Source organism: Streptomyces sp. NBC_01723, from assembly GCF_036246005.1.
Classification (GTDB): domain Bacteria; phylum Actinomycetota; class Actinomycetes; order Streptomycetales; family Streptomycetaceae; genus Streptomyces.
In genome coordinates this window covers 4,611,867-4,628,194 of the sequence record NZ_CP109171.1, presented here as the reverse complement: position 1 = coordinate 4,628,194, position 16,328 = coordinate 4,611,867, and the positions used below count along the sequence as shown (strand labels likewise).

Annotated in this window: 13 protein-coding genes; 9 read left to right on the top strand and 4 right to left on the bottom strand. The window is 71.6% G+C overall.

The window, feature by feature from the left end:
• Positions 1 to 69 precede the first annotated feature (69 nt).
• A complete protein-coding gene (locus OIE75_RS21455) occupies positions 70 to 660 on the bottom strand; it encodes a TIGR03086 family metal-binding protein (RefSeq protein WP_329471837.1) in 591 nt (196 codons plus the stop codon).
• 79 nt (positions 661 to 739) lie between these two features.
• On the opposite strand from OIE75_RS21455, the gene OIE75_RS21450 reads away from it, so the two are divergent.
• Genes OIE75_RS21450 through OIE75_RS21440 form a run of 3 tightly spaced genes read left to right on the top strand, consistent with a single transcriptional unit; the run spans position 740 to position 2,761 of the window.
• Positions 740 to 1,594 (top strand): helix-turn-helix domain-containing protein, encoded by an 855-nt coding sequence (locus tag OIE75_RS21450; RefSeq protein WP_307014263.1) that lies wholly within the window; start codon positions 740 to 742, stop codon positions 1,592 to 1,594.
• A 5-nt stretch (positions 1,595 to 1,599) separates the two neighbouring features.
• Positions 1,600 to 1,938: a YnfA family protein gene (locus tag OIE75_RS21445; protein ID WP_125492924.1), complete on the top strand. Its 339-nt coding sequence runs from the start codon at positions 1,600 to 1,602 to the stop codon at positions 1,936 to 1,938.
• A gap of 43 nt (positions 1,939 to 1,981) precedes the next feature.
• Positions 1,982 to 2,761, top strand: a complete 780-nt coding sequence (locus OIE75_RS21440; protein ID WP_307014260.1) for an SDR family NAD(P)-dependent oxidoreductase — start codon at positions 1,982 to 1,984, stop codon at positions 2,759 to 2,761.
• Between the two features lie 20 nt (positions 2,762 to 2,781).
• On the opposite strand, the gene OIE75_RS21435 is transcribed toward OIE75_RS21440, so the two are convergent.
• Positions 2,782 to 3,975, bottom strand: coding sequence for an RtcB family protein (locus OIE75_RS21435; protein ID WP_329471836.1), 1,194 nt, complete (start codon positions 3,973 to 3,975; stop codon positions 2,782 to 2,784).
• Positions 3,976 to 4,199: 224 nt separating this feature from the next.
• Between OIE75_RS21435 and OIE75_RS21430 the strand changes: the two genes are divergently transcribed.
• The 5 genes from OIE75_RS21430 (at position 4,200) to OIE75_RS21410 (ending at position 11,642) form a co-directional block, all read left to right on the top strand.
• Entirely contained in the window at positions 4,200 to 5,060 is an 861-nt protein-coding gene (locus OIE75_RS21430) for a DUF3558 domain-containing protein (RefSeq protein ID WP_329471835.1), read from the top strand.
• A 117-nt stretch (positions 5,061 to 5,177) separates the two neighbouring features.
• The gene (locus tag OIE75_RS21425) at positions 5,178 to 6,065 is read left to right on the top strand and encodes a DUF3558 family protein (protein ID WP_329471834.1); all 888 of its coding nucleotides are present in this window, start codon (positions 5,178 to 5,180) and stop codon (positions 6,063 to 6,065) included.
• Between the two features lie 89 nt (positions 6,066 to 6,154).
• On the top strand, positions 6,155 to 7,462 hold the full coding sequence (locus tag OIE75_RS21420) for a DUF2637 domain-containing protein (protein WP_329471833.1): 1,308 nt from the start codon (positions 6,155 to 6,157) through the stop codon (positions 7,460 to 7,462).
• Between the two features lie 305 nt (positions 7,463 to 7,767).
• Positions 7,768 to 11,151, top strand: a complete 3,384-nt coding sequence (locus tag OIE75_RS21415) for an ALF repeat-containing protein (RefSeq protein ID WP_307014253.1) — start codon at positions 7,768 to 7,770, stop codon at positions 11,149 to 11,151.
• Positions 11,152 to 11,258: 107 nt separating this feature from the next.
• Positions 11,259 to 11,642, top strand: a complete 384-nt coding sequence (locus tag OIE75_RS21410; protein WP_307014251.1) for a hypothetical protein — start codon at positions 11,259 to 11,261, stop codon at positions 11,640 to 11,642.
• A gap of 31 nt (positions 11,643 to 11,673) precedes the next feature.
• Here OIE75_RS21410 and lysS read toward each other — a convergent pair whose 3' ends face one another.
• Positions 11,674 to 13,416: a lysine--tRNA ligase gene (gene lysS, locus OIE75_RS21405; protein WP_329471832.1), complete on the bottom strand. Its 1,743-nt coding sequence runs from the start codon at positions 13,414 to 13,416 to the stop codon at positions 11,674 to 11,676.
• Between the two features lie 169 nt (positions 13,417 to 13,585).
• Here lysS and argS point away from each other — a divergent pair, with 169 nt between their 5' ends.
• A complete protein-coding gene (argS, locus tag OIE75_RS21400; RefSeq protein ID WP_307014247.1) occupies positions 13,586 to 15,343 on the top strand; it encodes an arginine--tRNA ligase in 1,758 nt (585 codons plus the stop codon).
• A gap of 7 nt (positions 15,344 to 15,350) precedes the next feature.
• On the opposite strand, the gene OIE75_RS21395 is transcribed toward argS, so the two are convergent.
• The gene (locus OIE75_RS21395) at positions 15,351 to 16,316 is read right to left on the bottom strand and encodes a hypothetical protein (protein ID WP_329471830.1); all 966 of its coding nucleotides are present in this window, start codon (positions 16,314 to 16,316) and stop codon (positions 15,351 to 15,353) included.
• Positions 16,317 to 16,328 lie beyond the last annotated feature (12 nt).

Below are 16,328 nucleotides of genomic sequence, written 5' to 3'. Positions count from 1 at the left end.
GTTTGTTGACTCTTCAACTATACCCGGAGAACGGAGAACGACCAGGGACTATTCCCCCGTGCGGAACCCTCACCGCCAGTACGGATCCCTCCCCGTCCGCGCGAGCAGCCGCTCGAACCCCGACGCGCCCTCGGCCGGCTCGACCGGCACCCCGAACATGCCCATCTCCCTGGCCGTGGGCGCCAGCTCCGCCACCGCGCCCGCCAGCTCCGCCACGACCGCCTCGTCGGCGCCCGGATACTCCTGGCCCGTCGCCCGCGCCAGGTCCCACACGTGCACGGTCAGATCGAGCAGCGCCATCGAGCCGACCAGCCGCGCGGGCATGTCCATCCCGCCGGTCGTCCCCTCCTCGGCACCCGGCGCCGACCAGGCCGCCACCAACCGGTCCGCCTCGGCCACCAGCCGCTCACGCCACTCGGGGCTCCCGGCGACCCGGTCCGGGGTCTCACCGAAGTCCGACGCCTCCTTCCGGGCCAGCCGCTGGAACTGCTCGACCACCTGGAAGAGGTGATCGACCAGCGACTTCACGTCGTACTCGGCGCAGGGCGTGGGAGCGCCGAGCGCCGCGTCCGAAACACCCCGCACCACCGGGACGGCCCGCTCACGCGCCATGGCCAGCAGCTCACCGATGCCGTACGTCTTCACACTGTTCGTGTCCATGCTCCGACCGTAGGGACGTCGGGGGCCGCCCTTCTTGAAGAAACGCGACACCCGGGGGAGCGCGACGTACGATCCGGCCATGGAGGCACCCCGCCACGACACCCGCGGGATCGTCGACCCGACCGCGCTGCTCCACCGCGTGCGATTCCGCCGGCACGCGCCCGCCGAGCCGCTGCGCCGGTACGTCGAGTGGTACTGGCTCATCGACTGGGACCTGCCCGCCCCCTACGCCTCCCACGTCGTACCCCACCCCTGCGTCAACCTCACCTTCCAGTGGGACGAGGACGAGGGCCCGCCCTACGCCGAGGTCACCGGCGTCGCCCTCGGCCTGTACACCCGGAAGCTGACCGGACGGGGCCGGGTCTGCGGGGCGAAATTCCGGCCCGGCGGCTTCCGGCCGTACACCCCCCGGACACCGGTGTCGCGATGGACGGGGCGCGCCCTGCCCGCCCGGGAGGTGTTCCCCCAGGTGACGGACGCCACGGCCGACGCCGTCGTCGCCCCCGCCGACGACCGGGACCGGGTGGCCGCCCTCGACACCTTCCTGCTCACCCTGGACTGCGCCCCGGACCCGCAGGCCGACCACGCCGTGGACCTCGTCGACCGCATCCGCTCCGACCGCGCGGTGCGCCGCGTCGACGACTTCGCCCGGGCGGAGGGACTGTCGGTGCGGGCCCTGCAGCGGCTCTTCTCGACCCAGGTCGGCGTCAGCCCGAAGTGGGTCATCCTCCGGTACCGCATCCACGAGGCCCTGGAACGCGCCGGCACCCGCACCGGCATCGACTGGGCCGCCCTCGCCGCCGAGCTCGGCTACGCCGACCAGGCCCATCTGGTGCGCGACTTCACGGCGACGGTCGGGGTGCCGCCGACGGCGTACGCGGCGGAGACGGATCCGGCCGGCCCCGGAGACGCGGACGGCGGCATGCGAAGCTGACCGCCATGGTCATTCTCCGCTCGGCCGCCCTCTTCGTCGTCGCCGCCCTCTTCGAGATCGGCGGTGCCTGGCTGGTCTGGCAGGGGGTGCGCGAGCAGCGCGGCTGGCTCTGGGCGGCCGGCGGGGTCCTCGCGCTCGGCGCGTACGGCTTCGTCGCGACCTTCCAGCCCGACGCCCACTTCGGCCGCATCCTCGCCGCGTACGGGGGCATCTTCGTGGCCGGCTCGATCCTGTGGGGCGTGGTCGCCGACGGCTACCGCCCCGACCGGTGGGACATCACCGGCGCGCTGGTCTGCCTGGCCGGAATGGCCGTGATCATGTGGGCGCCCCGCAACGGCGGCTGACTACTCTGGACGGCGACGTCCAGCACCGATCAAGGAGCAGCCCATGGCCACCGCAGCCGCCCCGTCCGCCGCCTCGCGCATCGCCGTCGTCACCGGTGCGAGCAGCGGCATCGGCGCCGCCACGGCCCGGCAGCTCGCCGCGGCGGGTTACCGGGTCGTCCTCACCGCCCGCCGCAAGGACCGCATCGAGGCGCTCGCCGAGGAGATCCAGGCCGCCGGGCACCAGGCCACGGCGTACCCCCTGGACGTCACCGACCGCGCGGCCGTCGACGAGTTCGCCACGGCCTTCAAGACGATCGGCGTCCTGGTCAACAACGCCGGCGGCGCGCTCGGCGCCGACCCGGTGGCCACCGGCGACCCGGAGGACTGGCGCCGGATGTACGAGACGAACGTCCTCGGCACCCTCAACCTCACCCAGGCCCTGCTCCCCAAGCTGGAGGCGAGCGGGGACGGCACGGTGGTCGTCGTCTCCTCGACCGCCGGGTTCGCCACCTACGAGGGTGGCGCGGGCTACGTCGCCGCGAAGCACGCCGAACACGTCCTCGCCGAGACACTGCGCCTGGAGATCGTCGGCCGCCCGGTCCGCGTCGTCGAGATCGCGCCCGGCATGGTGAAGACCGACGAGTTCGCCCTGACACGCTTCGCCGGCGACCAGGACAAGGCGGCCAAGGTCTACCAGGGCGTCGCCGCCCCCCTGACCGCCGACGACGTCGCCGACACCATCACCTGGGCGATCACCCGCCCCGCCCACGTCAACATCGACCTCCTGGTGGTCCGCCCCCGCGCCCAGGCCTCCAACACGAAGGTGCACCGGGAGGCGTAGGGCCGGGGCGGACCGGCCGGTCAGCCCTTCACGCAGACGACCTGCTTCAGCTTCGCCACGACCTCCACGAGGTCGCGCTGCTGGTCGATGACCTGGTCGATCGGCTTGTAGGCGCCCGGGATCTCGTCCACCACGCCCGAGTCCTTGCGGCACTCCACGCCCCGCGTCTGCTCCTCCAGGTCCTTGGTGGAGAAGCGCCGCTTGGCCGCGTTGCGGCTCATGCGCCGGCCCGCGCCGTGGGAGGCGGAGTTGAAGGACTTGTCGTTCCCGAGGCCCTTCACGATGTACGAACCCGTGCCCATGGAACCGGGGATGATCCCGTAGTCCCCGGAACCCGCGCGGATCGCGCCCTTGCGGGTCACCAGCAGGTCCATCCCGTCGTACCGCTCCTCCGCCACGTAGTTGTGGTGGCAGGAGATCTCCGGCTCGAAGACCGGCTTGGCCTTCTTGAACTCCTTGCGGACCACGTCCTTGAAGAGCGCCATCATCAGGGTGCGGTTGTACTTCGCGTACTCCTGCGCCCAGAACAGGTCGTTGCGGTACGCCGCCATCTGCGGGGTGTCCGCGACGAACACCGCGAGGTCGCGGTCGATCAGGCCCTGGTTGTGCGGGAGCCCCTGGGCGACGCCGATGTGGTGCTCGGCGAGTTCCTTGCCGATGTTGCGGGAGCCGGAGTGCAGCATGAGCCAGACAGAACCGGTCGTATCCGTGCAGAACTCGATGAAATGGTTGCCGGATCCGAGCGTTCCCATCTGCTTCCCGGCCCGCTCGTGACGGAACTTGACCGCCTCCGCGACCCCGTCGAACCGCCCCCAGAAGTCGTCCCACCCGCTCGTCGCGAGCCCGTGGAAGCGCCCCGGCTCGACGGGGCTGTCGTGCATCCCCCGCCCCACCGGAATCGCCTGCTCGATCTTCGAGCGGAGGCGGGACAGGTCGCCGGGCAGGTCGTTCGCCGTCAGGGACGTCTTGACCGCCGACATTCCGCAGCCGATGTCGACGCCCACCGCCGCCGGGCACACCGCGCCCCGCATCGCGATCACGGAGCCGACCGTCGCGCCCTTGCCGTAGTGCACGTCCGGCATGACCGCCAGGCCCTTGATCCACGGCAGGGTCGAGACGTTGCGCAGTTGCTGCAGCGCGCCCTCCTCGACCGTCGCCGGGTCGGTCCACATCCGGATCGGCACCTTCGCGCCCGGCATCTCCACGTACGACATATCGTCCTCATTCCCCCGGAAACAAACAGAAGTATCGAAGCGCAAAAACCGGAGCCAATGGCAGTCAAAAGGACAACTGACCGGCGTTCACGGCAGCGCGTGCGATACACATTGTCTCCAGGGGGCGCCCCCGTGCGGCAAGCGATTAACCAGCGGGGACACTGGAGTCCCGAAGCGATCCGAGCGTCCCGAACCACAGCCACCCAGGCGAGAGGAGCCGCACCGTGCAGCGGAAGGCCTACGTACCCGGCGTCGCCGCCTGCCTGGCGGTGGTGCTGGCCGGCTGCACCGGCGGCTCCGGCGACGGCGCCACGTCGGACGACTCCAACCCGGGCCGGCCGGGCGTCACCACCGAGGCCGCCGAACCGGGCAAGTACCGGACCCTGCCGGAGCCGTGCGGCGCGGTCGGCGACAAGACCCTCGACTCGCTGCTGCCCGGCATCGAGGAGATCCCGGACGAGGCGCAGCGCGACAAGGCGTACAAGGGGGAGCCGACGCTCGCGTACGACACCGACCGCAAGGTCGGCTGCCGCTGGAAGGTCGAGTCGGCGGAGGCCACCAACCACCTCTTCGTCGACTTCGAGCGCGTGGTGTCGTACGACAACGCCGTGAGCGACGACAGCCAGGCCGAACAGCTCTTCGCCAAGCAGGTGGAGGCCGCGGACCTGCCCGAGCCGGTCGCCTCCGAGTCGGCGTCCTCGCCTTCCTCCTCGTCCTCTTCCGCGCCCGGGTCGGGGTCCCCGTCCGGCGCCTCGTCGTCCGGCTCGCCCGCCGCCACGCCCTCGGGCTCCGCGCCGTCCGGTGACGCCTCGTCGGGCCCCTCCGGCAGTGCCACGCCCACCGATCTGCAGCCCCGGCTCCTCGACGACCTGGGCGACGAGGGGTACGTCGACGACGAGCTGAGCGACTCCGGTTCCACCGCGAAACAGCGCACCGTGACTGTGGCGTTCCGCACGTCGAACGTCATGGTGACCATCGAGTACGCGGAGCAGTCGGCGACGCTCGGAGTCGTGCCGGACAGCGAGGAAATGCAGGACATGGCCCGGAAACTGGCCTCCCAGCTGGCGGATTCGCTCGGCGGTTGAGCCCCGTCCGGTCGCCGGCGCGTGCGCGCGCGGTGCGCCCGAAGCGGGTCCGCACGATTTCTTCACCGCGTACGGTGGCTCCTCGGACCCGTTCCGACCGCAGGAACCACGAGCGTCATGAGTGAAGGAACCATGCAGCTACGAGCCCAGCGTGACCAGCGAGACAAGCGAGAGCAGCGAGAGCGGAAAGCGTCGCGGCTGACCCGCGTCGTCGTCTGCGCGGCCGCCGTCCCCGCCGTGCTGGTGGTGGCCGGCTGCTCCTCGGACTCCGGCTCCGGCGACGGGAAGGACAAGGCCGCCGCCGAGAAGTCCGCCGCGTCCAATTCCGCGAGCCCCTCCCCGACGGTGCGGGCGGCGGCGTACGCGAAGCTTCCGGAGCCGTGCTCGGTGCTGTCGAAGAAGTCGCTGGAGGACCTGGTCCCGAAGGGCGACTCCGGCAAGGAGGGCGCCTCCAACGACACCGCCACCCGGGTCAGCTGCTCGTGGGACAGCCTCGACGACAACGGCGTGAAGGGCTCCCAGTTCCGCTGGCTGAGCGTGTCGATGCTGCGCTTCGAGTCGGACGAGACGCGCGGCGCGGGCGACGAGCTGGCGCACGACTACTACACGAAGCAGCTCAAGGACGCGCAGAGCGCCGAGGGTGCCAAGAGCCTCAAGACCGCGCCGGTCTCCGGCACGGGTGACGAGGCCTCGGTCGTGCGCTACGACCTGAAGAAGAAGGAAGGCACCTTCAAGCAGCAGACGGTCGTGGCGCGCGTGGAGAACGTGGTCGTCACCCTCGACTACAACGGCGCGGGTCTGGCCGGCGAGAAGACGCCGGACACGGACGACCTGGTGAAGGACGCGCAGAAGGCGGCCAAGGAGGCGGTGGCCGCGGTGACGAAGGCCAACGGCAGCGGGTCGGGCGCCTCTGCCTCGCCGTCGAAGAAGCCCTCCTCGAAGGCGTCGACGCCGTCGTCGAAGGCGTCGAAGCCGTCGTCGAAGGCGTCGTCGAAGTCGGACTGAGGGACCGTAACGACCCACCGGCCACCCGTTCCCCGTACACATGTGCCACTCTGTTGCGCGCAACAACAGGCACTGGGAGGGGAGTACGGGTGGCCGCGCCACTACAGCTGACCCGGACGCATCGCGTTCTCATCGGCATGGTCGTCTTCGGCGCCGTCATCATCGCCGGGATCGGCTTCGCGGGTTCCTATGCGGCGGTGCGGGAACTGGCGCTGAAGAAGGGCTTCGGGAACTTCAGCTACGTCTTCCCGATCGGCATCGACGCGGGCATCTGCGTGCTGCTCGCCCTCGACCTGCTGCTGACCTGGATCCGCATCCCCTTCCCGCTGCTGCGCCAGACGGCGTGGCTGCTGACGGCGGCGACGATCGCGTTCAACGGCGCGGCGGCCTGGCCGGACCCGCTGGGTGTCGGCATGCACGGCGTGATCCCGATCCTGTTCGTGGTGTCCGTCGAGGCCGCCCGGCACGCGATCGGCCGGATCGCCGACATCACCGCCGACAAGCACATGGAGGGCGTCCGCCTCACCCGGTGGTTGCTCTCCCCGGTGCCGACGTTCCTGCTGTGGCGCCGGATGAAGCTGTGGGAGCTGCGCTCCTACGAGCAGGTCATCAAGCTGGAGCAGGAGCGGCTGGTCTACCAGGCCCGGCTGCGTTCCCGGTTCGGCCGCTCCTGGCGCCGCAAGGCGCCCGTCGAGTCCCTGATGCCGCTGCGCCTGGCCCGCTACGGCGTCCCGCTCGCGCAGACCGCTCCGGCGGGTCTGGCGGCGGCGGGCATCGAACCGGCCCTGCTGCCGCCGGCGCCGCGGCCCGAGGAGGCCACTGAGGGCGCCGGGGCCCCGCCTTCGCCGCCTTCGCTGCGCAAGGCCGAGCCGGACGCGGAGCGGCGTCCCGAGCTGACGGACGGCCGGGAGCCGGAGCCGGCGTGGCAGGAGCCGGAGCCCGAGCCGGACCAGAACCAGTGGCTGCACGCCCGGGATCCGCAGTCCGTCGAGTACCGCGGTGGCTACGACCCCGCGTACGACCCGGACGAGCAGTACGCGCAGTGGTACGCGGAACAGCAGCAGGCGGACGAGTACCGGCAGCAGTTCGAGGAGCCGCCGCCCGTCCAGGAGCCCTCTCCGGAGGACACGGGCAGCTTCCCCATACCGGTGGGGCCGCACCGCACCCGTGAGCTGGGTGAGGGGGGCGGCAGCCCGCAGGCGGAGCCGGACGAGGACGCGTACTACCAGGTCTTCAAGCAGTCGATCAGCGGCAGCGGTTACCCGACGCCGCGGGAGTTCGGCTACAACATCGAGGCGACGTACGGGGTTTCCGTGCTGGACGCGGATGCCAAGCGGATGGTCATGCGTTTCCAGGAACGCCACACGGCGGAACTCGAGGACGAGCACATCGCGTAGCGCGGGCACCCCTTCGAGAATTCCATGCATTCCCGCAATTCGACTTCCCTTCTCATCAAATACATCTCTCCATGAGATGTCCACACCGCCAACCACCCCAAAAGGGGCGCGAGTTGAACAGAGCGTGTGACTCCGATCACCAGGGCGGAAGGTTGTAACCGCAAGTGTGAAGAGATGGTGATGGTCGATCCATCGTCTTTCCGGGATCAATTGACGGCGCATCAGAAATGTGAATTGCTAAGCGATTGCATCATGAATGATTCCGCCGAGTGCCGTACGGCACTTACCTGGAGGACGAAATCCCTATGGAGACAGCGTTCTGGAGCCGACGGCGCCTGCTCGGCACCCTCGCCGCCGTCACGGCCGTCGCCGCCACGCCCGGCGTCCTGGTCGCGCCGGCCCGCGCCGGGGCCGCCACGGCGGCGGCGGACGAGCCGCCCACACCGTTCGAGCTGCCGGACACCGATCGGGCGAAGGTCGTCAGGGCCTGGCTGACCGGCGGCAGGGCCACCAAGGCCGCCGCGGCGGACGCGATGTACGGCACGGACGCGGACATACGGACGTTCCTCGGCACGACGCTCGCCACGGTGACGGCGGAGGACAACCGCGTCGCCGTGGCCGCCTACCTCGCGAGATCCGGCGTCGGGCTGCGGCGCGAGGCGTCCGCGGCGCTGGACGGCGGCGACGGCGCGGTGGCGTCCTTCCTCGACGGCGGCTTCAGACCCGGCCTGCTCGAAGACCTTCAGGTGTCCACGGCCACGGTCTCCGCCACCGGCGGCAAGGCGGTCAGGCGCGAGGCGTCCGCCGCCCTGGACGCGGGCACCGAGCAGGACCTCGCGGCGTTCCTGTCCGAGGGCCGCTTCACGGCCCGTGAGGAGGACATGCGGGTCGAGGTCGCCACGATGCTGACCTCCGGCGGCGCGGAGGTGCGCAAGTACGCGGACCGCGCGATGAGCGGCAGCCGCCAGGAGGTGGAGTGGTTCCTGGACACCGGGCAGCACATCGCGCGCGCCCGCGACCAGGAAACCGCGAAGATCGAGGAACTCGTCGCCGTCGTGGAACGCGAGGGCAAGCGGGCCCAGGCGGAGACCGACCTCGCCGTCGAGGCGTCGGAGCGGGCCAAGACCGCCGCGGAGAAGGCGAAGCAGGCGGCCGAGAAGGCCGCCGCCGAGGCCGCGGCGGCCAAGGACGACGTGGCGAAGTCCGGTGCGGCGGCCCGCAAGGCCGCGAGCGCCGCCAAGGGCGCCGCGAAGGCCGCCCGCAGCGCCATCAGCGCCTCCCAGACCGCCGTCACCGCCTCACGCCGCGCCTCGTTCGCCGCGGCCGCCGCCGCACAGGCCGCCGCCACCGCGGGCAACGCGGCGGCGCGCGCGTACAACGCGGCCATCGCCGCATCCAAGGACGCCGGCAAGGCCGACGCGGCGAAGAACGCGGCCATCGCGGCGCGCAACGGCGCCGCACGGGCCCGTACCGCCGCCAAGGCCGCCGACTACGCGGCCACCGCGGCCTCCCAGGCGGCCGGGGCCGGCTCCGCCGCCGCGTCCGCCGCCCGCAACGCGGCCTCCGCCGCCAGCTCCGCGGCCCAGGCCGCCTCCGCGGCGGGCGCCGCCCAGTCCGAGGCCGCCGAGGCCCAGCGCCAGGCCGCGATCGCGAACAGCGCCGCCAACCGCGCCACCAACGCGGCCTCCACCGCACAGGCCCTGGCCAACAAGGCCGCGTCCGCAGCGCGCACCGCACGCGACGCCGCCAACTCCGCCGCGGCACACGCCGACAAGGCCGCCGACGCGGCCGAGGAGGCGGTGAAGTACGCGGGTCAGGCCATCGACTACGCCAACAAGTCCACCGCGCACGCGGCCGAGGCGATCAAGGCCGCCGAGACCGCGACCAAGGCCGTCGAGGACGCGAAGGCGGTCGAGGAGGCGGCCCGGGCCGCGGAGACGGCGCGCCTGGAGGAGGACAAGAAGGACGGCCTGGAGGAAGCCAGGCTGCTCGCCCAGTGGGAGGCCGAGGACCGGGCCGCGCAGGCCGACCGGCGCACCCAGGACGAGCAGATCTCCCAGGACCTCAAGGACCGGATCGCGAGCGCCGAGCAGGCGCTGGCCGCCGGAGACCTGGCACTGGCCGCGACCCTGGGCCGCAAGGCGGCCGTCGGCATGGCCGCCTCGCAGGGCGCCTGGGCCCGCGAGGCCGCCCAGTTCGCGCTGGCCGGCACGGACGCGGACGTGCACGCCTGGATCGACGCAGACCGGGCGATCGCCGAGGACCAGGACGACCGGGAGACCGCGCTGCACGTCGCGGAGGTGTCCTCGGCCACCGTCGGAGACGCCGTGCACGCGGCCCTGACGAGCGACCTGGCCGACGCCGTGAAGACGTTCCTGACCGACGGACTGATCACCGCCTCCGCCGAGGACAGCCGGGTCAGCATCGCCTCGATCCTGTCCACCAAGCCCGGTCCGGCCGTCACCGCCGCGGCCAACGCCGCCCTGGACGCCAACACCCCCGAGGCGCTGCGGGCCTTCTTCGACCGGGACTACGCCGAGGCGGTCCGGGACGACGACGGCGTCGCCACCGCCGCGCTGCTCACCTCCGGCGGCATGTACACCAAGGCGTACGCGGAGGTCGCCCTGGAGGGTCCGACGTGGATGCGCCGGAACTTCATCACCCTCGTCCAGCACAAGGCGGCCCAGCTCGACCACGACTCGGCCACGCACATCGCGGCGGTCCGGGGCGCGATCGCCGCCGCCGCGAAGATCGCCTACAAGGCGCAGGAGGACGCGCAGCTCGCGTCGAAGGCGGCCGCGGAGGCGCGCAACGCGGCGGACCAGGCCAAGGAGTGGGCGGACAAGGCGCTCGCCTCCGCCAAGCAGGCGGACACCTACGCGGCGCAGGCCGACCAGAACGCCGACGACGCGGACAAGTCCGCCGCGGCCGCGCAGGCGTCCGCGAACCGGGCGAAGGCGGCGGCGGCGACCGCCCGCAAGGCCGGCCGTTCGGCCAACTACTCGGCGAACCGGGCGATCGACTCGGCGCGCAGCGCCATGCGCTCCTCCTACAGCGCCCAGGCGTCGGCGAACAGCGCGCGCCAGTCCGCGATCGCCGCGGGCAAGGACGCGCAGGAGGCGGCGGCGGCGGCCACCGATGCCCGCCGCATCGTCACCCAGAAGCGCAGGGCGGAGGCCGCGGAGGCGGCCCGCAAGGCGGCCGAGGCGGCGCGCAGGGCCAAGGAGGAGGGGCGCAACCCCGCCGACAGCCCTACGCACGACAAGACCAACTCGGGCGGCTCCGCGGGCGACAAGGACGAGTGGTGGAACGACGCCCAGTTCTACGCGGACGCGTTCAACTGGATCAGCATCGGTTCCGGGTTCCTCGCCGCGGGCGCCGCCTTCATCGCGCCGTGGACCGGCCCGTTCGCTCCGGCCGTCGCCGCGGCGGCGGGGGTGCTCGGCTGGGTCTCCCTGGGCTCGGCCGCGCTCAGCACCCTGTTCACGGGCATCGAGCACGGCTTCGGCAGCTCCGAGTTCGCGGGGTCCCTGGTCGGCACGAGCCTGGGGCTGCTCACGTTCGGCCAGTCCAAGTGGATCGGGGCCACCCTGGAGGGCGTGGTGTCGCCGGTCGCCAAGCGGGTCACGCAGCTCGGCAGCGACATCATCTCGCCCATCACCGGTACGCTGAGTTCCCTTTTCGGGTGATCACGGGTTCCGGGTGATCACAGGATGACCGCAGACCGCTGATCCGACCGGGGTCGGGTACCGGGCCGCCGAGGCCGGTGCCCGACCCCGGGCAGGGGGACTCCACCATGCTCACGTCCGTACCCGTCGTCTGGCTGGCGCTGCTGGCCGTGGCCGCCACCGCGCTGTCCAGCTGGCTGCTGGGCAGCTGGATCCCGTTCCGGAAGTTCCGCATCGCCTACCCGGTGACCATGGTCACCGGCGGCGTCCTGCTGGTCGTCGTCTGCCGTCTGAACGGCTTCGGCCTGAGCGAGGCGCTCGTCATGTACGCCTGCGCCCACATCGGCCTGACCCTCGGCATGCTTCCGCAGCGCAAGCTGTTCCGTGAGGTGCTGGAGCGGTGGCGCCGGGGCGAGGCGACGGACCACCTCACGCCCCCGCGCCGCCACCTGGCCTTCCTCGCCGTCAGCGTGGTCGGCGTCCTCTTCGCGGGCTTCGCCCTGACCCGCTGACCCACCGACCCGCCGACGGCGCGGCAGGACCTCAGTCGCCGAGCAGGGTCCGCACCCGCTCCTGCCCCACCGCGAGCAGCAGCGTGGGCAGCCGCGGGCCGGTGTCGCGGCCCACGAGCAGGTGGTAGAGCAGCGCGAAGAACGTCCGCTGGGCGGTCTTGATCTCCGGCGGCAGTTCCTTGGGGGTGGCGTCCGCCGGGAATCCGGCCTGGACCTTGGGCACGCCGTACACGAGGTGGGTGAGCCCGTCCAGGGACCACTGGCCGGCCAGCCCGTCGAGGAGCAGCCGCAGCGACTGCCGGCTCGGCTCGTCGAGCGACTTCAGCAGCTCGGCGTCGGGCTCCTCGCGCACGATGGTGCGCTGGTCGGCGGGGACGTGGTTGTTGATCCACGCCTCGGCCTTGTCGTAGCGCGGCCGGGCCTCCGCCAGCGTCGCCAGCGGGTCGGCCGGGTCCAGCTCGCTGAGGATGCGCAGTGCCTGGTCCTCGTGCCCGGCGGTGATGTCGGCCACCGAGGCGAGCGTGCGGTACGGCAGCGGCCTGGGCGTCCTCGGCAGCTCACCGGTGGCCGTGCCCACGGCACGCGCGTGCGCGGCGGCGTCGGCGGGCAGCGCGCTGCCGTCGGCGACCTTGGCGTCGAGGCGGTCCCACTCGTCGTAGAGCCGCTGGATCTCCTGGTCGAAGGCGATCTTGAAGGACTGGTTCGGGCGGCGGCGGGCGTACAGCCAGCGCAGCAGCTGCGGCTCCATGATCTTGAGCGCGTCGGCCGGGGTGGGCACCCCGCCCTTCGACGACGACATCTTCGCCATGCCGCTGATGCCGACGAACGCGTACATCGGCCCGATCGGCTGCTCGCCGCCGAAGATCCCGACGATCTGCCCGCCGACCTGGAAGGACGACCCGGGCGAGGAGTGGTCGACGCCGCTGGGCTCGAAGACGACGCCCTCGTACGCCCAGCGCATCGGCCAGTCGACCTTCCACACCAGCTTGCCGCGGTTGAACTCGCTGAGCCGGACCGTCTCGGAGAAGCCGCACGCGGTGCAGGCGTACGTCAGCTCGGTCGAGTCGTCGTCGTACGCCGTGACCGTGGTCAGGTCCTTCTCGCAGTTGCCGCAGTACGGCTTGTACGGGAAGTACCCGGCGGAGCCCTGGCTGCCGTCGTCCTCGGCGGCGGCGCCGGAGCCCTCGGCGGCCTCCAGCTCGGCCTCGTCGACGGGCTTCTGCGACTTCTTGCCCGCGGTCTTCGGCTTGGTCCGGTACTGGGCGAGGATCGCGTCGATGTCCCGCCGGTGCTTCAGGGCGTGCAGGATCTGCTCGCGGTAGACCCCGGAGGTGTACTGCGCGGTCTGGCTGATCCCGTCGAACTCCACGCCCATCTCGGCGAGCGACTCGACCATCGCGGCCTTGAAGTGCTCGGCCCAGTTCGGGTACGGGGAGCCCTTCGGGGCGGGGACGGAGGTGAGCGGCTTGCCGATGTGCTCGGCCCAGGACTCGTCGACGCCCGCGATCCCGGCGGGGACCTTGCGGTAGCGGTCGTAGTCGTCCCAGGAGATCAGGTGCCGGACCTCGTGCCCGCGGCGGCGCACCTCGTCGCCGACCAGGTGCGGGGTCATGACCTCGCGGAGGTTGCCCAGGTGGATGGGTCCCGACGGGGAGAGCCCGGACGCGACGACCACAGGTTTGCCCGGGGCACGGCGCTCCGACTCGGCGATGACCTCGTCCGCGAAACGGGAGACCCAGTCGGTGGTCTCTGTGCTCTGAGCCACGATCGGCACGTCCTCTTTCCCGAAGTTTGCTGAATTTCTGCTCGGCCGGCCGGTACGTCGCACGGCTGACCGTTCCATTCTCCCAGCCCGGCCCGCATCCGCGAAAACCGCTTTTCACCGCGTGGGATACTCGGCTTCTGTACTACTCCACGAACCCGAGCAGAACGGCAGCCACTCCATGGCCTCGGTCACGTCCCTCAGCGACTCCGTCCAGCAGCATCTCGCGTCCGCCCTCACGGCCACCCGGCCGGAGGCCGCCGGCGTGGACCCGCTGCTGCGACGTAGCGACCGGGCGGACTACCAGGCCAACGGCATCCTCGCGCTGGCCAAGAAGGCCAAGGCGAACCCGCGGGAGCTGGCCACCGAGGTCGTCGCGCACATCACCACCGGCGACCTGATCAAGGACGTCGAGGTCTCCGGCCCCGGCTTCCTGAACATCACCGTCGGCGACCGGGCGATCACCGAGAACCTGGCCGCGCGGTACGCGGACGGCGAGCGCCTCGGTGTGCCGCTGAAGAAGGACGCCGGCGTCACGGTCGTCGACTACGCCCAGCCGAACGTGGCGAAGGAGATGCACGTCGGCCACCTGCGCTCCGCGGTCATCGGCGACGCCCTGCGCGGCATGCTCGACTTCACCGGCGAGAGGACGATCGGCCGGCACCACATCGGCGACTGGGGCACCCAGTTCGGCATGCTCATCCAGTACCTGTTCGAGCACCCCGGCGAGCTGGCCCCGGCCGAAGAGGTCGACGGCGAGCAGGCCATGTCGAACCTGAACCGGGTGTACAAGGCGTCGCGTGCCGTCTTCGACGCGGACGAGGAGTTCAAGGAGCGGGCCCGCAAGCGGGTCGTCGCCCTCCAGTCCGGCGACAAGGAGACGCTCGAACTGTGGCAGCAGTTCGTCGACGAGTCGAAGGTCTACTTCTACTCCGTCTTCGAGAAGCTCGACATGGAGATCCGCGACGAGGAGATCGTCGGCGAGTCCGCGTACAACGAGGGCATGCCCGAGACCGCCCGCATCCTGGAGGAGACGGGCGTCGCGGTGCGCTCCGAGGGCGCGCTCGTGGTGTTCTTCGACGAGATCCGCGGCAAGGACGACCAGCCGGTCCCGCTGATCGTCCAGAAGGCCGACGGCGGCTTCGGCTACGCGGCCTCCGACCTGACCGCGATCCGCAACCGCGTCCAGGACCTGGACGCCACCACGCTGCTGTACGTCGTCGACGTACGCCAGTCGCTCCACTTCAAGATGGTCTTCGAGACCGCCCGCCGGGCCGGCTGGCTCGGCGACGAGGTCACCGCGCACAACATGGGCTACGGCACGGTGCTCGGCGCGGACGGCAAGCCCTTCAAGACGCGTGCGGGCGAGACCGTGCGCCTGGAGGACCTGCTGGACGAGGCGGTGCAGCGGGCGGCCGAGGTCGTGCGGGAGAAGGCGCGGGACCTCACCGAGGACGAGATCCAGGAGCGGGCCGCCCAGGTCGGCATCGGCGCCGTGAAGTACGCGGACCTGTCGACGTCGCCGAGCCGCGACTACAAGTTCGACCTGGACCAGATGGTCTCGCTCAACGGCGACACCAGCGTGTACCTCCAGTACGCCTACGCCCGGATCCGGTCCATCCTCCGCAAGGCCGGCGAGGTCCGCCCGGCGGCCCACCCGGAGCTGGAGCTGCACGCGGCGGAGCGGGCGCTGGGCCTGCACCTGGACGCGTTCGGCGACACGGTCTTCGAGGCGGCCGCGGAGTACGCCCCGCACAAGCTGACGGCGTACCTGTACCAGGTGGCCTCGCTGTTCACGTCGTTCTACGACAAGTGCCCGGTCCTGAAGGCCGAGACGCCGCAGCAGGTCGAGAACCGCCTCTTCCTGTGCGACGTCACGGCCCGCACCCTGCACCAGGGCATGGCCCTGCTGGGGATCCGGACGCCCGAGCGTCTCTGACGACGGGTCAGGCGTAGTAGCGGATCGTTCCGCGCAGCGCGGCGTCGCCACCTTCACAGTGCTGGACGAAGGTGGCGGCGAACGCCTCGACGGCACCGGCCTCGTCGCGTGCCAGGCCGGTGATGGTCAGGCTGCCGGTGACGGTGTTGCAGGCGCGCCCGTTGCCCGCGACGGAGAACCCTGCCACGCCCTCGCCGGCGGTGTTGGCGACGGGGTAGGTGCGCCCGGCCTCGAACCGGGTGCCGGTGGGCGGCGTCATGAGCGCCGAGTAGTACTCGCGCTTGCCCTCCACGTTGTACTGGAGCCCCTCGCCGCCGGCCCAGGGGCGCAGGCCGAAGGTGCTGGTGGCGCCCGTGTGCGTACCGCTCGCGCCCCTGGCTATCCAGTCGTCGGGGTCGCTGGAGTACGAGTAGGACAGCGGGAGGGCATGGAACTTGACCTGGCCCCTGAGCGCGGGCGCGGTGGCGCTGTCGCACCGCTGGACGTAGCTCGCGTCCAGGACGGAGATGGCACCCGTGTCGTCCGTCTCGATCTGGTTGACCGAGAACTGGCCCCACACCTCGTTGCAGCCCCGCCCGTCACCCGACACGTCGAGCCCCGGTGAGCGGCCGGTGCGGAACGACGCCCGCTCCGCGTTCCGGTAGACGCCCGGCCGCAGCTTCTCCCCCTTGGGCGCGGCGAGTTCGACGTCCCACCAGGTGATGTCCTCCTCGCTCTCCACCCAGACCCGGAAGCGCACGTACTCCGCGTCCCCGCCGGCCGTGATGGTCGCCGTCGCGGGCGTGTAGGCGGCCTTGGCGCCCTGCCCGATGTAGTCACCGGCCTCGCTGTTGTGGCTGTACCTCGTGACGGCAGCCGGTGTGCCGGCGGCAGCCGCGGCGGGTGCGGACAGGCCGGCCGTCAGGCCGATGGTCGCGGTCAGGCTCGCGAGCGCGCCGAGCAGGGCGCGTCGCCATCCGGTGCGGGTACGCACGGATGCCTCCCC